Below are 20,125 nucleotides of genomic sequence, written 5' to 3'. Positions count from 1 at the left end.
GAAAAAGAAGTTAACGAGAATAATACTATATCAATTATGAAAATAATACAATGGTTTGTTTTTTATTGTACAAATCAAACTAATATTACTTATAGTTTTATGTGTTTAATGTCATTGGGGTAAATTATAAAAACAAATTAAAGTTAGAAAGTTTATTATATATCTTCTTGCATTTACATAATAAGTGCAACACCGTTATGAACGAAGTAAACGAGTGGGTGTCCCTTTAAATAACTCATTGTAATCTCGGGTCTTCAGAGGGAGTTTATTTAATCGATTGGCGATGAGATTTAAGTTAATAAGATAAATTATCTGCATTACTGCTATAATCGATAACACGATAACCCAATTTTCCACTTGTTCTTATGAAATCGAAGATAACACTTTCTGAGTCTGAACGAATGACATTGCAACAACTGGCCTTGAATCACCCACATCGGGATGTCCGGACACGAGGAACGGGGTTGCTCATGCTTGCCAGAGGCGTCAAGCCGTCCCAGATCACCGTTGAGATAGGATGCAGTCTCCGGGTTATCTACAACTGGGTTCACACATGGCACCATTGCGGGATAGCGGGATTATTAGGGGGTCATGCCGGAGGCCGCTATCTTGCCATGACACCTGAAATGATTGCCACTGCGGTCGAAGCAGCTCGCGCAGAGTCCCTGACGCTCGCCCGAATCGCTCAGTGCGTTGAGGCAAAGCATGGTTCCCTGCCCTGTACGCTTGAAACGCTGGCGAATACCCTGAAAAAGCAGGGGCTCACCTATAAACGAACCCGCCTGTCGCTGAAAAAAAGCGCAACGAAATGGAGTTTGCTAAAAAATCCGCCTTGCTAAGCAAAATTAAGGTGGGAGCCCAGTCAGGACATGACCGTCTGGTCTATTTTGATGAGGCCGGTTTTGCCGCATCTCCGCCGGTGCAATATGGGTGGAGCCCTCGGGGTAAACCCCATGAAACTGAACCCCAAGACCATCACAGACGGTCCGTTCTGGGGGCATTAAATTACACGGCCAACACGCTGTTTTACCAGCTAATATCAGGCAGTGTTACGCGAGCTGATGTGATTGATTTTTTAGAGCAGGTAGCCCAACAAGGAGACAACCGGCTGACATTTTTAGTGCTAGATAATGCGCGTATCCACCATGGGATCGAGGAAAAAACCAGAACTCGCTGGTTACGGGAGCACAACCTGATTTTACTTTATCTTCCCGCCTACAGCCCAGAGCTGAATCTGATTGAAATCGTCTGGAAACAAGCCAAATATCACTGGCGACGTTTTATCACTTGGACTCAAGAGACAATGGATGATGAGCTAAATATGCTATTGGACGGTTATGGTGATCAATTTGCAATTAATTTCTCTTGAGCACTTATCTCTCATTCTGATACCTGATTAAAATCGGTTCCTTTTGGGAAGTCATCCCTACTTCTAAATTTTTACTGATAAGTTCGTGTTTGGCAAATTCCAATCCGCTATCTACAGTGATGGTTTTAATCTTTTATTTTATATGTGATAAATGTCTTATCGCCGCTTTTGCAACCTCTTCCGCTGTTTTATCTTCAAGTTTAATGATGACAGTAAATAGCGATTTTCGTTCAACTAAGGTTAATAATGCACCTTTATGATCTTTTCCAACGATAGTATTAGTTGGACTTGTTTAGGGCAGTACTTCTGTTCTTCTTGGTTTCTTTTCAATTCGCGGCTAATCGTTGACGGAGCTCGTTTAAGAGACGTTGCGATCAAACGTTGCGTAAAACCGGCTTCTTTTAAGCTGAAAATCTGATATCTTTCTATTCCGGTCAGTTGTGTATAGGCCATAGTGCATTTTCCTTTGGCGAGAAAGATGCCTACTATAGCAACTGACCGCCTTTCTCAGAAATTGAACTTATTAAGCGAATCCAAGCTTAATATGAATACTTGAATTAATAGATTAAGTTGTATCAAAATTTAGTTTTTATCCTTTTCTTTTTTTGAAAAGAATACATAAATATGTCGTATTGATATGAATAATATTGTATAAAAATTCATATATTCCATGCTGTAAATATATATTTAGAAATTAATTTTCCTTGATGCAATATCAGAGCTAACGCATGAGTTTTTTTACACTAAATAATTTATGTTATAAATAATACCTTTACTTTGTATAAGGTAAAGACTTTTATCTGCATTGGGAAGTAATTTTCAAGCAGTTAACTAATTTTTTAGCACCCATGTGTTAGCCCTAGATACTACATATAGCATGAAATCAAACATCAATATTAATATAATCCTTGTGTGTCTTTCTCATAAGTTTTGTAAACTATTTTATCTAAAAAATCTTCAAAGTCAGTTTCAAGTAACAATCCATTCGTTGGATGATAACGATACAAACCTTCACATAGCTCTTTATCTAAGCTGCTATCAACAAATAAAGCATATGAGAATCTATCACTTAAGTTTCTTTCTTTTTGTTCAGTAACACGGTGAGCTACAGCCGCCACAGGAATATCAGTATCTTTAGTCAAAATTTCCATGGCACAACCAAAATTTACAATAAAATTATCTTCTTTAGGTAAAATGGGGATCCATTCTTGTTTCCTTAATATTTCAAGTCCTGGCTCTAAAGATCGTAATATCGTTATCCATCCAGAATCTTTATGAATATTTAATCCTCTTGCACGAACTGATGGTCTAAAATGATTAAAAGTCAAATGATAGGTTCCTCTTCCTGACAAACTATATCCAGTTGCTTTATCCCATAATTTTGTTGGTATATTTAAACATCTTAAAATAGCTTCTAGAATTTGAATTGCAAACTTTTTCATTTCATATGCTAATTTCGACAATTCATTTGGAAAAAATCTTTCCCAAAGAGATTGTTCAAGAAAAAATTGTTCAACCTGATCTTCCTTTCTAAGAAAGTATCCTTCTCTCTTACCAAGAATAGATGAATCTAAAAATCTAAACCCTCTATATTCGTCATTACGCTCACCTTTTTTATTTTTATAAAATTCATTAGCAAAAAGATCTCCATAGTTCAATGCTATTGATTTTGGTTTTTCAATAAAAAAGAATCCATCTTGTATTGCTTGTTTGAATCCATCATGCGTATTAAAGAAAATTTCACCTTCATTTAGTTTGGCCTCAGCCCATCTATAAGGAACTTCTTCTTTCATATACCCCCCTTATGAAGATTAAAGTGCTTCATTATTATTGTTATAAGTCCTATTAACTTCTTGTATTGCAAATTCTGTTACAGACTGGATCTTTTCAGGTCCATTAAATCCATAGCGATAGATATCTCCATCGAGGGAACTATCCAAAAATAGGGCATATGAAACTCTATCTTTTCCACTATCATTTTTGTTTGTTCGAATAACTCCATGAATATTAGCGTGAACTTTTGAAGGCATATACTCAGTCAATACTTCTATCGAGCTACCAAAATTAACAATAAAATATCCAGGTTCTGGATTTATTGCCCATAATTTTCCATCAATATAAGCTAATAGTCCAGGCTCAGTAGAGCGTAGTATAGTTACCCAACCAGAATCACGATGGAATTTACACCCTCGAATTTTCTTTTCTGAACGAAAATGATTAAAAGCTATCATTTGATGTCCATAATTTTCTGTTAGTCCTCCTGTTATTTTTGACCAATAAATAGAATTTACACCAATATAATAGAAAACTGACTTTAATACACTAATTCCTGAATATGACATCAAATTTGCTAATTCTGACACTTTTTTAGGGATAAGATGCCAATTATTTTTTTCTATATAAAAATTTTCCCACTGATCATGAGGGCGATCAAAATATCCTTCATAATCATTATTTATGATGCATTCTTTAAATCCAGTAAAATCTTTCATTTCACCCATTTGTTTTTCTTTATAAAAATTATTTACAAATAGGTCACCAAATGTCAAATCAGTATCAGAAGGGCATTTTAGCAAAAAGAAGCCATGTTTTAATATCGATTCCATTCCTGAATCTCTATCTAATTTTAATTCTCCATTATTATTTAACCAACCTTTTATCATATTAAATGTAGGTATTTCTTGATATGAATCATAATTATTAGGCATAGGTGGAAGATTAACTTCTTTTCTCATCGTCGGTGATTTAATCATAATTATTTATTCCTTAATAAAAGTTATTTATTATATAATACTTCCACTTTTGGATGAAATTTGTACTTCATTTCTTTTGCTTTGCGTTTCTGAAAGTCTAAAAATGATTCAATAGATACAAGAGAACCATCACGGCTGTATTGGTAAAGATTTTGCTGCCATGTAGGGCCAATATATACTCCAAACGTAAAACGTTCTTCTTTATGATGTCTTCTTTCAATTGATGGGCGGACTCTATGATAACTTGCTTTTATTGGTATATTTTTATTCTCGGTAAGTATTTCTAATGAATGCCCCATAACAATAGTGAAATAACCACATTTAGGATCAAATGGAATCCAATTTTCTTCATAAAAAGACTCTAACCCTGGTTCTATAGTATAAAGAGTAGTAATGAATCCACTATCTTTATGTGCGGTTAATCCGACAGGGTGTTTTATGTTTGAACGATAATGGTTGAATATACAATATTGAAGAGATTCATCCTTATTTAATCCTCCAGTTATTATTTCAATATCATGATGATTAATATTATAAAAACGAAAAATTTCATTAAGCACTATTTTACTGACAGCATTAATTTTAAATAAAAGTGATGAAACACCTTTTGGAAAATAAGTTTTCCAAAGGAAATTTTCAATTTGAAGTAATTCATCTTGGTCATTCCCTGTGGACGAATATCCTAATAAACTTTTGTCAAAAACTTTTTTATGGAATCCTTTATATTCATCCAGTACGCCGCCATCTTTTTCCAAATAATAATTTTGAGCAAGTTTTATTCCTGGGGAGAAATCTATATTTTCTGGATACTTAAGATGAAAAGCACCATATTGACATGCTTTTATAAAACCATCTTGGGTTGAAAAAACAAGGTTATTGTTGATTATTTTTGCATCTGGCAGAACATTTGTCATAATATATTTCCTAATTTTAAAGAAATCATTTATTTCTGATTATAATTGATCCGGAGTTTTTGGGGCGTGGCATTGAATATTTCTTGGCTAAATTTAGATTTCCGCCATCTAATATTACATCGTAACTTTTATATAATTCTGAAAGTAATATTGCCTGCTCTATTACTGAAAATAATCTTCCTGGACATTTTCTTATCATTTCTTTCGTATTAATCATATTGAATGAATTTATTTCACTTCTTCTTCTATCTAAAATTGAAAGAGGATTATCATTTGTTAAAACTTTCTTAATATTTAATATGTTAAATTTATTAGGTTCAGGATATATATCAGAATCCCTATTAGCCTGTCTTCGGTCTAGCCAAATCATTGTACCTTTAGGTATAATAATTTCGTATCTACCAAATTTTAAGGAAAAAGAATTTTTTACCCTTCTCCATAATGCCGTAGGATTACTGCCACCTAGCCGTATGGCTTCTAACACATAAAGAAGAGATAATTCTAATACATCTTCATTTTTTTCAATGGATTTTTTAATTTTTTGAATACAACCAAAATTATTATTAAGATAAAGAAGTAACCAAGTAAAACTTAATGAAGTGGTATCATACGATGCAATAATAATAGTTCCTAATCCTTTAAGTTCACTTGTTGTTAATTTCATAATGTTTTCTATTGTAAAGTCATATCCCAGAACTGAAAAGTGTGACTTTATAATATTAGTCCTTGGCGCTAAATTAATCGAATAAAAGTTATCTTTTAATATTTCTCGTGTCATATCAACAATTAAATCAGCATCATGTATTGATGAGTGATTTACTTTACTGATAACCTCGGAAGCGATTTCAAAAAAATCTTTAGCAATATAACCATATTTTTCACTAGATATATAATCGCTCAATGGCTTGGTTTTAAGATCTAAAACACCACATAAATGACTGTTCGTATAAGATATTAAATTTAAAGCAAATTCATCTAAGGGGATTTGTTTATCGAGATTTCTCTCTACATACAAATGAAAGTGTTTTTTAATATCATCCTGTAAATTTTTTATGAACCTTTCATTTCCAAAAACACGTTCTATAACAGATCTTTTCCTATTTCTTTCAGCATCATTGCATAATAATGTTCCAATAAAATCACCAAATAACTCAGCGTTTGTATTAATAGAAGGCTCTAAATTGCATTCATCTACTAATGGAGTATTAGTGCTCTGATATAATGCCAAATTATCATTCATCCAAAAAGTGCATATCCCTCCGTTATTATTTGCCAACTCATAAATACCTGACCATTTAAAATAAGAAGATGCATCGTTTCCTTTAGTTATTGTAAAATCATTAAATGATGATCCATGTCCTGTTTTAGAGCAAGGACCAATGTGATGAACTATTTTTCCAGGAAATGGTATTTCATTTTTTTTAAATATATTCATGAAAATATACCTGTATAAATTATTTTTTTAAAATACCAAAATCCGAATATCTATCAGACCAGGTTTTCTTATTAAATTCTAGCAAAAAATCCTTACATAAAATAATTTCATTTGCAAATGAACCATTATTATCAACTTGATATAGATACTTATAACTTGCAGGGTTTATAAAAGCTGCAAAAGAAAATCTATCTTCTTCATGCGTTTTTTTTTCATGTTTTCTAACTCTATGTAGTACAGCATTAACAGGAATTTCCATATTTTTAGTTAGTAACTCAAGTGCTCCACAAAAATTAATTAAAAAACTTTTATTACATATATCAACATCAAGCCATTTTCCATCAATATAGGCTTCAAGACCAGGTTTATCACAATATAATACAGTAATAAATCCAGTATCTTTATGGGCTGGAGCTCCATCTAAGTTTAAATTTGATCTATAATGATTGGCTGTAAACCATTTTATACCACCTCCATTAGTAGCATCATCAGTTATCTTTTTCCACAGTGAATTGTTAACTCCAACAAAAGAAAGTACTTCACATAAGATGTTCTTTCCTATACCATGCATTTTATCACATAGTTCATTTAATTCCTTTGGAAATAGCTTTTCTCTTTTATCTTTATCAATCAAAATATTTTCTATTTGGTAATTTTCATGATTGAAATAAATATCTTTTTCCTTTTTATAGCCTTTATATCCATCAAATTGTTTAATGGCAGTACTATTTTTATCAATATAAAAATTTTTTGATATTTTAATTCCTGGCTTTAAATCAAAATATTCAGGTATTTTTAAAGAGAAAAATCCATCCTTTAATGCTTTAATTAAAGATTCTTTTGATTTTAGGTGTAAATTACCATCTATAAAACTAGCGCACTCTGGAATATATTTTTCTAATTTCATAAATTCTTCCCATCAGGTGGATATGTACCTTCATATATTTCTTCATCATTAAAATTAATTAGCTCTCTTGAATTGCATATTTTAAATAATCCTTGTTCAGATGAATAACTATAAATTCCTGCGTCTTCTCCTGGATTACAATAGCTTGAGGTAAAATGACCAAATGTATGCCTATCTTTTAATTGATGTGAAACTCTATGCATAATTGCATTTACTGGCTGAATGGTGTTTTTTGTTAATATCTCCATAGAAAGACCAAAGTTAATAATAAAATGATTCTCTAGTGGAGAAACCGATTCCCATATGTTATCAATATTTACTTCCAATCCGGGAGAATTACTACGTAAAATTGTTAAAAATCCGTCATCCTTATGAGAAGATAAACCAATGCCTTGGAAATATGGACGATAATGATTGAATGTAAGGTGATAAGTTCCTTGTGTATCAATACACCCACCGGTCGCTGTGAACCAATCTTTAATCGGAATATCAGTTAATTCTAAAATAGAGTGCAAAATTATTTTGCTTAATCTTATTAAGTTGACTCCAGTACTAGTTATAGCATTAGGATAAACATCTTGCCAAAATCGACGCTCAAGTAAAAATTGCTCTATTTGATCACTACGTGTATGAAAACCGAGAAGTGGATCATCAAAAAAAGCTGAAGTGATTTTCCTAAATCTACTATAACTATGGGAATTATCCTCTCTATAAAAATTAGATGCAAAAGAATCACATTCATCTAAATTAATCCATGATGGAATTTCAAGAAAAAAAACACCATCATTAATAGCTTGACTACGTATATCTGACGAGGGGAAATGTAGCTTATTATCCAATATGATAGCTTGTTGTAGGGATGCAATTTTAGTTACAGGTCTTTCATCAGTACGTTTATAATAAACATTACTATAAATTTTTCCTTTTTCTAATTTCCAATTATTTTTTTTACTTTTATACAACATATTATCTCCTTTTTATATTTAAAGAGACCACAGTAAGATCTTCTAGCTCTTGGATGATACCTTTATGCTTTCCTTCTGCTATTTCTGCCAGAGAACTGAAAGTTCCTGGATAGACCATCACTTTAGAGCCGTTTTTAACAAGACATGCAAAGATAGAGAACTCCTCTAAAAAATATTGACTAGATTTATTTAAGCGATATTTTTTTTCATATTCACTCAAACCATCCCATTTGTTTTTATGATATTTCTTACCAAAACTTTCAATTGATTCTTTAAAATTTTTTGAAGAAGAAAAGAAATCAACAAGCTTTATATTATAATTTTTATATAGTTTCGTACTTTGAATTTCACTACAAGTAATAAAAGAAAATTCAGTTCTATAATTAACATCCATTAATTGAGTTTCAGCTTTATTAATAAATTCTTTACCAATAATTATTGCTTTTGAAAAAGCCTCATCAGGTTGATAACCATAAATTGTTTCCAGAGTGATTCTATGAATACTATCCCCAATCAATATTTTACATTTACTAAATCGTCTATTCACCCATTCTATCATAGAAATGAATCTTTCAGAGTTGAAGTTTTTATTTTCTAAGCTAACACCTAAAAAGCATTCATCTTCATATTCAAAGCTATTTCTTTTCCTTTCTGGAAAAACAAAAGCCGTTTTCGTACGATATCTTTCAGGTTTAATATTTAGTTCTGGATCTTTTATTAGCAACTCGGACATTTTTCTCTCCAAATTATATAAACTTAAAATTATATATATTGTTTTTATATGAATAAATTATACTTACCTCAATAAATTATTACTGTAATTTTTACCAATTGAATTTTAACTTAATTTAAAACATTTAAAACATTTAAAACATTTAAAACATTTAAAACATTTAAAACATTTAAAACATTTAAAACATTTAAAACATTTAAAACATTTAAAACATTTAAAACATTTAAAACATTTAAAATCATATGGCTATGTGTGAATTTGACGAATAAATTTTTTGAAAAGTAAATTATTATAATTTGCATGTTATTTGAAGGTGAATACTATGTTATTTTATGGTTATTGAATTTGCCATGTTAATTTTTAATAATTGTATGTTGAAATAGGTTATTTATCTTATATAGCTTGTCAAAATGGTAGGAGTATCAAAGAAACTCGATTCTAAATTTGCGAAATTTTTGTTCCCAAAACGCAAAATCACAGAAAAAAGGATCGAGTCATGCTTATCATACCACCCACTTCACGAAATGAACGTCGGCAGATGAAAAAAATCGTTCAAAAAACACGTGATAAAAATTATGCACGGCGGATCATGGGGATACTTCTACTGTGTAAAACACATTCTGTCCCCCAAGTGGCGAGGATACTTTGTTGCGCCGAATCTTCCGTTTGGCGTTGACTGAAAAAGTTTAGAGAACAAGGATGGGAGGGCTTACCGAGCTTACCTGCCGGGCGTCATATTCAGTGGCATTTAGCACGTTATCTGCCTCTTCTCTCTTATTTTTTGGAGCATGCCCCAGCAATTTGGCTATCTCGGTTCTCGCTGGAGTCTTTCATTTTTTGTGTTTTTACTCAGAAAATATATGCATATTGCTCTTTCCATCAGCACACTTTACTGTTACTTCTGCAAGCAAGGCATTGTCTGGCGACGAGCGGCCCCTACCTTAAAACAATCTGCTCCCGAATATGACGAAAAAATGGCGCGTATTACTGAAGCACTTTCTCAGGCTTGCAAAAAACATCCTGTTGTTTATGAAGATGAAGTTGATATTGATTTCAATCCTAAAATTGGCGCTGACTGGTACTTTAAAGGCCAACAAAAACGGGTTGTGACACCCGGTCAAAATCAAAAATATTATTTTGCCGGTTGTCTTGATGCCCAAACAGGAAAGATCGTGTCTACGGGGGGCATGAGAAAAAGCTCGGATTTATTTATCAATATGTTAGAAGTATTAAAGCGAATCTATCGTGATGCAGAAATGCTGAGCGTGATTTTAGATAATTACAGTATCCATAAAAGTAAGAAGGTCAGAGAATGGCTGTTGAATAATCCTACCATGACACTTCTATTTCTTCCAGTCTACTCGCCCTGGTTAAACAAAATAGAACGATTATGGCAATCACTCCATGAAACGGTGACACGCAATCATTGTTGCCAATATATGTGGCAGCTCATCAAAAGAGTTAAGATTTTCTTGAATACCGCTTCAGCAACCTGTTGGAAAGGAACAGGAAATATGAAACTCTCATAATTATGAAAAGTTATATAGAAAAACGTTACACTTAGAAATAATTAAATAGTATTTAAAGTCACAATTACTTACTTTAAAATAATAAAAAGCATTAAATTCTACCTCAAATGCTTCACATTTTTTAGTGTTTTCCAGTTACTGCCAGATGGATTGAAACTGTTTTCATTCTCATAATTCCAGCCAGCAGAATTCTCGATTCCCCACCTAATGATGTATAACTTTCGAGAGTGGCCGAGTTTTTAAAATGATAATAGGGGCTCCGGCTTGAACCTCTTATTTGAAAAATCATTCTAAATTCCATAAAAATCTATACACATTAAACTTCAAATTGCAATTTACAACATGATATGGAACCTGATTTCCTCCGCATCGCGGGGAGAAACCACACGCATCTTGAAGTTAGATTGGTATATTAGAGAAGGGAAGGCTAGCAGAAAAACTAGGTCCGACCCATATGCGTAACAGGGTAGGATCTCACACTTTCTATATGGTTATTGTGGATAAAAACAACTCTCTTCCAGCTCAATAAATGTTCATGCCAGATATCAAAACCTATCAATAAAATCGTATTGAATGTGAGAAATTATCAATATCTGCGAAATGTATACTTTTTATGCAAAGTGGAATCCCGCCCTGTATAGCATGGTGTACCTTGCTATTTTTTGCCTTTACGGGGTGATCATGGTATTTGATTATGACACCCGTATTGCATTATATGGCACGCCAGTGTGGTTTGTGATATTAGAAATGTTGTGGTGAATGAGAAAACATCGGGAAAAACAGAAAATTCGGCAAGAAATGGTAAATTGAATTAAACAGATCCTATGAAGATATTTTTATATTTGGGAGATATATCATGATACTTGAATCTAAATTTTTTAGCATTTTGAGCCCAGATATAACGGGACCATTGACGCGTAGTGCGTCAAATTTAATAAATACGCCTTCCAGGGGATTTAATATTAAGAATTTTATCACTATCAGAGAGGTTGAGCTTCAAGAGGCTTTATGTGTTGCTAATCAAATAAGAACGAACATGATTAATGCTGATTGGTTGGTAAGTGCTAATCAGAACAGACAATTAAGTCAGGAGCAGGAACGATGGAATTCGAGGTATAAGGCTAGCTATAGAATACTTTCCCAAATCTCTAGTCTCTTAGAAAGTAACTTTGCAGGTGTTTCAGCTTCAATAGAACATTATTCCTTTGTTATGTTTTTTCAAGGAAAACCAATTGGTATGTTGATATTTTCTAATAACAAGGAAAAAGTCACAGAACCTTCTTCTATTATAGAGTTTGCTACCCATATAGGTATTAGAAATAGTGGGATTTTTCTAATGGAATATGCGGTAAACAAATCAAAAACACTGGGTAAAAATGGGAATATCAAACTAATACCAGCGCCTGCTGCGAGAAATGTTTATTTTCAATATGGGTTTGGATATCAAGGAGGTTACATGGTATTAGAACCAGACAAAAGTGATAAATGGGGATTTTGGCGGGGAGAATATTATTTTAAGGCAAATTGTGTATAAACAGAAAGTTTCTGACGCCCTGAACCATTAAAAAATAATTGCTGATTATCAGTAGATAAAAAGATAGCCCCACGCTAACAGCATAGGGCAGGGCTATCTTATGTTTATGCAGCGAGAAAATTACGCGTTTTCTTGCTGGGTTGCCTGAATTGCAGTCAGTGCAACAGTGTAAACGATATCATCAACCAGTGCGCCACGGGACAGGTCGTTAACGGGTTTACGCATACCTTGCAGCATTGGTCCGATAGAAACCAGATCTGCTGAACGCTGTACCGCTTTGTAAGTGGTATTACCGGTGTTCAGATCCGGGAAGATGAACACGGTGGCCTGGCCTGCAACCGGTGAGTTCGGCGCCTTGGATTTCGCGACATCTGCCATGATAGCCGCGTCATACTGCAATGGGCCGTCGATGATCAGATCTGGGCGTTTTTCCTGTGCCAGACGGGTTGCTTCACGCACTTTTTCAACGTCGCTGCCTGCACCAGAGTTTCCGGTGGAGTAAGAGATCATCGCAACGCGAGGCTCAATACCAAATGCTTTCGCAGAATCTGCAGATTGGATTGCAATTTCGGACAGTTGTTCTGCGGTCGGATCTGGGTTAATCGCACAGTCTCCGTAAACCAGCACTTGTTCTGGCAGCAACATAAAGAAGACAGAAGAAACCAGAGAGCTGTTTGGTGCCGTTTTAATTAACTGCAATGGCGGGCGGATGGTGTTTGCTGTGGTATGCACTGCACCGGAAACCAGACCATCAACTTCGTTTTGTTCCAGCATCATGGTGCCCAGAACGACGTTGTCTTCCAGTTGTTCGCGGGCAACAACTTCGGTCATGCCTTTGTTCTTGCGCAGTTCAACCAGACGTGGCACATAGCGTTCACGTACGGATGCAGGGTTAACAAGTTCAATACCTGCGCCCAGTTCAACGCCTTGAGCCGCTGCTACACGACGAATTTCTTCTGGATCGCCCAGCAGGATACATTCTGCAATGCCACGCTCAGCACAGATAGCCGCTGCTTTGACGGTACGTGGTTCGTCGCCTTCCGGCAGAACGATACGCTTGCCAGCCTGACGAGCCAGTTCGGTTAACTGGTAACGGAATGCAGGTGGAGACAGCAGGTTTGGACGCTCTGATGCAGCTGCCAGAGAATCGATCCACTCGCTGCTGATGTGTTGTGCAACGTAGTTTTGTACTTTTTCGATGCGCTCATGGTCATCGGCCGGCACTTCCAGACTGAAACTTTGCAGATTCAGGGAAGTCTGCCATGTGTTGGTCTTCACAGTGAAAACGGGCAGGCCGGTGTTGAATGCACGTTCGCACAGTTCACGGATAGAATCGTCAATTGAGTAACCACCGGTCAGCAATACGGCACCAATTTCAACACCATTCATGGCTGCCAGACATGCCGTGATCAGTACGTCAGGGCGGTCCGCCGAAGTCACCAGCAGAGAACCAGGGCGGAAGTATTCCAGCATATTAGGAATACTGCGAGCACAGAAAGTCACGGACTTGATGCGACGGCTTTCGATAGCACCTTCATTGATAATGCTAGCTTTCAGGTGCTTAGCCATATCAATTGCACGGGTAGCGATCAGGTCAAAACTCCACGGGATACAACCGAGAATAGGCAGTGGGCTGTTTTTGAAGATAGTTTTTGGATCGACGTTAGTGATCGTCGCTTTGGTTGATTCGTCAAAGATCTCGGATAAATCAGGGCGAGTACGGCCTTGGTCATCAACCGGGGCATTCAGTTTATTGACGATAACACCGATAATGTTTTGGTTCTTGCTGCCACCGTATTCAGCCCGGCTCAGTTCAATTCTTTCTTTCAGTTGTTCTGGAGTATTGGTACCCAGGGCTGTCACGAACACGATTTCAGCGTTCAGTGTCTTGGCGATTTCATAGTTCAGGGACTGAGCAAACGGATGCTTGCGAGTCGGAACCAAACCTTCGAGCAGAACCACTTCCGCATCTTTGGTGTTTTCGTGGTAACGCGCCACGATCTCTTCCATTAATACGTCTTTTTTGTTAGTACTTAGCAGTGACTCCACATACGCCATATCCAGAGGTTCAGCAGCATGGATGCTGGAGTGTGAACGGATAATGGAAGTGGTTTGATCCTGAGAACCAGTGTGACGTGGTTGGGCGATAGGTTTGAAAACGCTCAGGCGAACGCCTTTTTGCTCCATAGAGCGAATAACACCCAGGCTGACACTGGTTAAACCAACGCTAGTGTCAGTAGGGATTAACATAATTGTACGGGACACGGAAACCTCTTTAACGGTTGCTCGTCAGTCAATAAATGTGACTCAGTTCGATATCTTCGTGAAAACCGCCAGCATTGCTGGCGGTTATAAAATCATGCTGATTATGCGGTCAGACGTGCTGAATCCTGAGCAATAACCAATTCTTCATTGGTTGGAATAACCAGAGCTGGGCGGCTGTTATCTGTCGTGATAACGCCTGATTTGCCGAAGCGAGCAGCAAGGTTACGCTCATGATCATATTCAAAGCCCAGCAGAGCCACTTTCTTCATGGTCAGTTCACGAACCAGAGCGGAGTTTTCACCAATGCCACCAGTGAAGATAATGGCGTCCAGACGGCCTTCCATCAATGCGCTGTATGCGCCGATGTATTTAGCCAGACGGTGGCAGTAAACATCCATAGCACGTTTAGCGTCAGCTTTGGTTTCGTAGTTGTCTTCTACATAACGGCAATCGCTGGTGACTTCGGTCAAACCTAAGAAACCAGACTCTTTGGTCAACAGGGTATTGATCTGAGCAATGCTCATACCCATTGCATCGTGCAGATGGAATACGATAGCGGGATCGATATCACCACTGCGGGTTCCCATGACCAGGCCTTCCAGTGGAGTCAGGCCCATGGAAGTATCAACACACTGACCGTTGACAATGGCAGAAACAGAACCACCGTTGCCCAGGTGGCAAGTGATGACATTCAGTTCTTCAACGGGTTTGTTCAGCATCTTGGCTGCTTCACGGGAAACATAGAAATGGCTGGTACCATGTGCACCATAACGACGGATGCCATGCTCTTTGTACAGGTTGTAAGGCAGTGCGTACAGGTATGCTTCTTCAGGCATAGTCTGGTGGAATGCGGTGTCAAATACAGCAATGTTTTTCTCAAGCAGATGAGGGAAGGCTTTTTTCGCTTCAGCAATACCGATCAGGTGAGCTGGGTTGTGCAGAGGGGCGAATGGAATAGCCGCTTCAATGCCTGCGATAACTTCATCGGTGATAACCACGGAAGAAGTGAACTTCTCACCACCATGAACAATGCGGTGACCGATGGCTGAGATTTGTGCAGAAAGTTCTGGCTTTTCAGCCAGGATAGTATTAACAATGAAGTTCAGTGCTTCGCTGTGTGCTGCGCCGGCACCTAAAGCAGCTTCGTTTTTCGCGCCATCCATTTTCCATTTAATACGGGCTTCTGGCAGGCCAAAGCACTCTGCTAAACCAGAAAGATATTCTTCACCATTGGCAGGATCGATGATAGCGAATTTCAGGGAGGAGCTACCGCAATTAAGAACCAGTACCAGCTTACTTGACATGGAAATACCTATTATCTTGTTGTGATCTAATCTTAAATAAGAACAATGTTAAAAATAAAACAATTTATTAACAAACCGAACCCAATTGTTGCGAAAAAGGGCAAAATTCCTGTTTTGCTACTGCAACAACATAAAAGTCTGTGTAGGATACCGTTTGCTAGCAATAAAGACAAAATATACTTAATAGTATTAATACTACAAAAAAGATTTTATCTTTTGTAGGGATTTTTTAAAAACTATACCTTTAATTGATTGAGGTCATGATGAACACGACACCGCCTGTTAGCCAGGGTTGGTTCAAACGTATGCAATTAGGACAGCAATATTTGAAAACCTGGCCACTGGAAAAGCAGCTTGCACCTGTTTTTCCTGAGAATCGTGTGATTAAGGCGACTCGCTTTGGTATTCGGTTTATGCCGCCATTGGCTATTTTTACTTTGACATGGCAAATCGCGCTGGGTGGTCAATTGGGACCATCGGTAGCAACAGCACTGTTTGCCTGTAGTTTGCCGTTGCAGGGATTATGGTGGTTGGGGAAACGTGCGGCGACGCCATTACCGGAAAAATTATTGCATTGGTTTTATGACATTCGGGAAAAATTTGCTCAGGCCGGCATTGCAATGGCACCAGTAGAAAATGCCCCGACCTACTTTTCATTGGCTGAATTGCTTAAACGGGCTTTTAAGCAATTAGACGACGCTTTTCTTGATGATATTTAATCCCCAGGTGTTATACCAAGCTAACATTGAAAGGCGATTGGTATAGGGAATAAGTATCTGATTAACACATAATGACATTTGAAGGAGTCGGGTTTGGTTTTGAAATGTAGAGGTTTTTTATTCGATTTGGATGGTACGCTAATTGATTCATTGCCTGCGGTTGAACGAGCATGGATTCAGTTTGCCGATAAGATGGGTATCGATAGGGATGAAGTTCTGAACTATGTTCATGGTACGCCGGCGATATTATCGCTCCGGCATTTTATGCCAGATGCGAGTGAAGAAGAGATCGCCGATACTTTCAAATGGATTGAAAAAATTGAAACAGAAGATACGGAAGGCATTACAGCTTTACCTGGTGCCATCGCCTTGATTGATAAGTTGAATGCACTGGATATTCCGTGGGCCATTGTGACATCGGGAACGATTCCTCTTGCTTCTGCGCGTCATAAAGTGGCGGAATTACCAGAACCTGCTCATTGGGTGACGGCCGAATCGGTAACAAATGGAAAACCAAATCCTGAACCCTATTTATTGGGGGCTAAAAAGTTGGGATTATTGCCGGAGGAGTGTGTCGTGTTTGAAGATGCTGCTGCGGGAATAAATGCCGGCTTGGATGCGGGTTGTCAGGTTGTTGTTGTCCACGATTCACCGGATATTCCCCGTCGCAATGAAATTCATTTGACGATTAATAATCTGGAAGATATTGAGATTGTCAAATCTGGCAGTTACGTATCGATTTATACCGATTGACGCATCCCAAATCAAAAGGTTCCTTGATCATAACGAGGGATTTTCTCTAAGAAACATGGTCTACTGACTTTGTTAACGTTTGTACCTGTAGGCTTTTGATATATAGCCAATCTGCTAATTGGCAGATTGGTCGTGCGGATAGTCATATTTGAAAGGTATCGTTGATAGAGGCCAAATTGAGTAGCGAACTGTTATGGGTATTAACCCTGCTATTGATAGCCATTGTGCTTTTCACCACCAATAAAGTCAGAATGGATGTTGTGGCTTTATTGCTGATCATCGCATTTGTCTTGAGTGGCACACTGACGTTAAGTGAAGCCACTGTCGGTTTTAGTGATCCCAATGTGTTGCTGATTGCTGCCCTATTTGTCATTGGCGAAGGGTTGGTGAGAACTGGAGTTGCTTATCAGATGGGAGACTGGTTGGTCCGTGTCGCAGGTAACAATGAAACCAAGATGTTGGTTTGGTTAATGTTATCCGTTGCCGGATTGGGGGCTTTCATGAGTTCTACGGGCGTTGTGGCAATATTTATACCTGTTGTCCTGAGCGTGGCTGCCAGAATGAAAACCTCTCCGGGGCGATTGATGATGCCATTAGGATTTGCCGGTTTGATCAGCGGCATGATGACCTTGGTCGCAACGCCACCTAATATGGTCGTCAATAGTGAGCTGGTGCGCGAGGGTCTGCGGGGTTTTGATTTCTTCTCCATTACACCGATCGGTATATTAGTGTTGATGGCTGGCGTAGTTTACATGCTCGTTGCTCGTCGCTGGCTAGGGGGAATAACCCATCAGACAACGGACGAGCGTTATCATCGAACATTTCGTGGTTTGATACGCGATTATAAATTGTCGGGCCGTGCTCGCCGTCTGACTATCCGTCCAGGTTCGTCTCTGGTTGGACACACATTGGATGAATTAGGGCTGCGCGCCCGTTATGGCGCCAATGTCATTGGTATTGAGCGTTGGCGTAAATTCCGTCGAGTGATGGTGGCTGCCACAGGGGACATGGAATTGCAGAGGCAGGATGTCTTGCTGGTGGATATGTCGGATAGTGATATTGATTTGCGGGAGTTTTGCCGTGAGCAGCAGCTAGAACCGATGGTATTGCGTGGGGAATATTTTTCCGAGCACTCGCGTAATGTGGGTATGGCTGAGGTTTCGGTGCTCCCTGAATCCGAACTTTTGGGGCAATCATTGCGTGATATGAAATTTCGTACACGCTATGGTCTCAATGTAGTGGGGATACGTCGCGGGGGAAAAGCGTTAGAAGGGAAGTTAGTGGATGAACCTGTGTTGCTTGGTGATACCCTGCTGTTGATTGGCGATTGGAAATTGATCCATGCGTTAAAAACAAAAACGCCGGATTTTATTGTGCTAAATCTGCCTGTTGAGGTGGAAAGTGCGGCCCCTGCTGCCTCACAAGCTCCACATGCCTTATTCTGCCTTGCCCTGATGGTCGCTATGATGCTGACCAATGAAATTCCCAATTTTATTGCCGCGTTAATCGCCTGCCTGTTAATGGGGAAATTCCGCTGTATTGATATGGAAAGTGCTTACCGTTCCATTCACTGGCCGAGCATTATTTTGATTGTTGGCATGATGCCTTTTGCGCTGGCATTGCAGAAGACGGGAGGTATTGATCTCATTGTCAAGGGATTGATGGATATCGCAGGTAATATGGGGCCACGGGTGATGTTGGTGTGCCTGTTTGTACTTTGCGCCATGATAGGATTGTTTATTTCCAACACTGCGACAGCTGTGCTAATGGCCCCGATTGCGATTGCGGCGGCGAATGAGATGGCTGTTTCTCCTTTGCCCTTTGCGATGATTATTGGTGTGGCGGCTTCGGCAGCATTTATGACACCCGTTTCATCTCCCGTTAATACATTGGTACTGGGGCCGGGAGGATATCGGTTTGCTGATTTCGTGAAACTTGGCGTACCTTTTACGTTAATTGTGATGGGGATTAGCGTTGCGATTATCCCAATACTTTTTCCATTCTAATATTTTATCGAAGCAGCTTCCGCATAGCAGGAAGCTGCGTCAGGAATATTGTTTAATATTATTGAATAATTATATCAATCTGACTTCAAGATGCGTGTGATTTCTCCCCGCGAAGCGGGGGAGAAATCAGGTTTCATAGCGTGTTGTAAATTGCAACTTGCAACTTGAAGTTTAATGCGTATATAACTCTAAATGATTATGGCTGGGTAATATACCCATCTCATTTTAAGAAACAATGAGTTATGTTGTCTTATAATGAGCAACTTAAAAGGTAATGCGTATGATTTATAAGCTGATTTCATCAAGGGAGAGACTGAAACTTGGTACAAACACATCCATAAAATAATCCATTTCTTCACTGCGACGCTCTGCCAGTGTCTTATCCAATCGCTTTTTGGCTTGATTGAATTCAGTATTGCCTGCTGAGAGTTCCTCCAGGCATTTCAAGTAAGCGCATAATGCATCGGCTTGTTTGATAATACGGATTTCTTCTTCACTATGGTGATGCTCATCCAGAATGGTACGAAAATCATCCTGTAATTCAGCCGGTAACATAGCCAATAATTTTTGTTGGGCTATTTTTTCTATTTTCTTATATTCATGGGCAATTTGGGGATTGTAGTACTTAATGGGTGTTGGTAAATCACCGGTGATGACTTCGCTGGCATCGTGATACATTGCCAACAGGGCGATCCGTTCAGGATTGACATTGCCGCTGAATTTACGGTTTTTGATGATTGCCAAAGCGTGTGCGACAAAAGCAACCTGTAAACTGTGCTCTGAAACATTTTCTGTACGTACATTTCTCATAAGGGGCCAACGGCTAATTAATTTCAGGCGGGATAATTGGGCGAAAAAATGACTCATAATTTCCTCTTGTAGCCGATTAATTTGTAGCAAAATTGTAGCGGAATAATATGGTTAATTGTGAGCGGAGTA

Annotated in this window: 16 protein-coding genes and 2 pseudogenes; 7 read left to right on the top strand and 11 right to left on the bottom strand. The window is 37.9% G+C overall.

Annotated features, from left to right (window positions below; translation table 11 throughout):
- Window positions 1-401: 401 nt before the first annotated feature.
- Window positions 402-839, top strand: coding sequence for a helix-turn-helix domain-containing protein (locus WDV75_RS13425; protein WP_338803898.1), 438 nt, complete (start codon window positions 402-404; stop codon window positions 837-839).
- Window positions 809-1,369 carry an IS630 family transposase gene (locus WDV75_RS13420; RefSeq protein WP_338859983.1) on the top strand — a complete coding sequence of 187 codons (561 nt, stop codon included), beginning with the start codon at window positions 809-811 and terminating at the stop codon, window positions 1,367-1,369. Before WDV75_RS13425 ends, WDV75_RS13420 begins: the two co-directional genes overlap by 31 nt.
- A gap of 61 nt (window positions 1,370-1,430) precedes the next feature.
- Here the strand turns inward: WDV75_RS13420 and WDV75_RS13415 are convergent.
- The 8 genes and pseudogenes from WDV75_RS13415 to WDV75_RS13380 all read right to left on the bottom strand — a co-directional run.
- Window positions 1,431-1,822 (bottom strand): annotated as a pseudogene (locus WDV75_RS13415) (transposase); the annotation flags it as partial.
- Between the two features lie 443 nt (window positions 1,823-2,265).
- A complete protein-coding gene (locus WDV75_RS13410) occupies window positions 2,266-3,162 on the bottom strand; it encodes a 2OG-Fe(II) oxygenase family protein (protein WP_273572077.1) in 897 nt (298 codons plus the stop codon).
- An 18-nt stretch (window positions 3,163-3,180) separates the two neighbouring features.
- Window positions 3,181-4,122, bottom strand: a complete 942-nt coding sequence (locus tag WDV75_RS13405; RefSeq protein WP_273572076.1) for a 2OG-Fe(II) oxygenase family protein — start codon at window positions 4,120-4,122, stop codon at window positions 3,181-3,183.
- A gap of 23 nt (window positions 4,123-4,145) precedes the next feature.
- Entirely contained in the window at window positions 4,146-5,036 is an 891-nt protein-coding gene (locus WDV75_RS13400; RefSeq protein WP_273572075.1) for a 2OG-Fe(II) oxygenase family protein, read from the bottom strand.
- A gap of 25 nt (window positions 5,037-5,061) precedes the next feature.
- Complete coding sequence (locus WDV75_RS13395; RefSeq protein WP_273572073.1) at window positions 5,062-6,471, bottom strand: cytochrome P450; 1,410 nt, start codon at window positions 6,469-6,471, stop codon at window positions 5,062-5,064.
- A gap of 19 nt (window positions 6,472-6,490) precedes the next feature.
- Complete coding sequence (locus WDV75_RS13390) at window positions 6,491-7,378, bottom strand: 2OG-Fe(II) oxygenase family protein (protein ID WP_273572071.1); 888 nt, start codon at window positions 7,376-7,378, stop codon at window positions 6,491-6,493.
- On the bottom strand, window positions 7,375-8,343 hold the full coding sequence (locus tag WDV75_RS13385) for a 2OG-Fe(II) oxygenase family protein (protein WP_273572069.1): 969 nt from the start codon (window positions 8,341-8,343) through the stop codon (window positions 7,375-7,377). The genes WDV75_RS13390 and WDV75_RS13385 overlap by 4 nt, the downstream gene beginning before the upstream one ends.
- 1 nt (window position 8,344) lies before the next feature.
- On the bottom strand, window positions 8,345-9,076 hold the full coding sequence (locus tag WDV75_RS13380) for a tRNA-dependent cyclodipeptide synthase (protein ID WP_273572067.1): 732 nt from the start codon (window positions 9,074-9,076) through the stop codon (window positions 8,345-8,347).
- Between the two features lie 496 nt (window positions 9,077-9,572).
- On the opposite strand from WDV75_RS13380, the pseudogene WDV75_RS13375 reads away from it, so the two are divergent.
- Both WDV75_RS13375 and WDV75_RS13370 read left to right on the top strand, forming a co-directional pair.
- A pseudogene (locus WDV75_RS13375) lies at window positions 9,573-10,605 on the top strand (IS630 family transposase).
- 856 nt (window positions 10,606-11,461) lie between these two features.
- Window positions 11,462-12,139 (top strand): hypothetical protein, encoded by a 678-nt coding sequence (locus WDV75_RS13370; RefSeq protein WP_273571136.1) that lies wholly within the window; start codon window positions 11,462-11,464, stop codon window positions 12,137-12,139.
- 120 nt (window positions 12,140-12,259) lie between these two features.
- Here WDV75_RS13370 and pta read toward each other — a convergent pair whose 3' ends face one another.
- Both pta and ackA read right to left on the bottom strand, forming a co-directional pair.
- Complete coding sequence (gene pta, locus WDV75_RS13365) at window positions 12,260-14,404, bottom strand: phosphate acetyltransferase (RefSeq protein ID WP_189759309.1); 2,145 nt, start codon at window positions 14,402-14,404, stop codon at window positions 12,260-12,262.
- Window positions 14,405-14,505: 101 nt separating this feature from the next.
- On the bottom strand, window positions 14,506-15,708 hold the full coding sequence (gene ackA / locus WDV75_RS13360) for an acetate kinase (protein WP_189759308.1): 1,203 nt from the start codon (window positions 15,706-15,708) through the stop codon (window positions 14,506-14,508).
- Window positions 15,709-15,971: 263 nt separating this feature from the next.
- On the opposite strand from ackA, the gene yfbV reads away from it, so the two are divergent.
- The 3 genes from yfbV to WDV75_RS13345 all read left to right on the top strand — a co-directional run bounded on the left by yfbV (window position 15,972) and on the right by WDV75_RS13345 (window position 19,186).
- Window positions 15,972-16,427: a terminus macrodomain insulation protein YfbV gene (gene yfbV / locus WDV75_RS13355; protein WP_189759307.1), complete on the top strand. Its 456-nt coding sequence runs from the start codon at window positions 15,972-15,974 to the stop codon at window positions 16,425-16,427.
- Between the two features lie 93 nt (window positions 16,428-16,520).
- Window positions 16,521-17,180 (top strand): sugar phosphatase, encoded by a 660-nt coding sequence (locus WDV75_RS13350; protein WP_273571140.1) that lies wholly within the window; start codon window positions 16,521-16,523, stop codon window positions 17,178-17,180.
- Between the two features lie 176 nt (window positions 17,181-17,356).
- Window positions 17,357-19,186, top strand: a complete 1,830-nt coding sequence (locus WDV75_RS13345; RefSeq protein ID WP_273571142.1) for an SLC13 family permease — start codon at window positions 17,357-17,359, stop codon at window positions 19,184-19,186.
- A gap of 285 nt (window positions 19,187-19,471) precedes the next feature.
- Here WDV75_RS13345 and yfbR read toward each other — a convergent pair whose 3' ends face one another.
- On the bottom strand, window positions 19,472-20,053 hold the full coding sequence (gene yfbR / locus WDV75_RS13340; RefSeq protein ID WP_273571144.1) for a 5'-deoxynucleotidase: 582 nt from the start codon (window positions 20,051-20,053) through the stop codon (window positions 19,472-19,474).
- Between the last annotated feature and the right edge of the window lie 72 nt (window positions 20,054-20,125).

Origin of the sequence: Xenorhabdus griffiniae, assembly GCF_037265215.1 — a bacterium.
GTDB classification, from domain to species: domain Bacteria; phylum Pseudomonadota; class Gammaproteobacteria; order Enterobacterales; family Enterobacteriaceae; genus Xenorhabdus; species Xenorhabdus griffiniae.
This window is presented reverse-complemented; position numbering and strand designations above follow the sequence as displayed.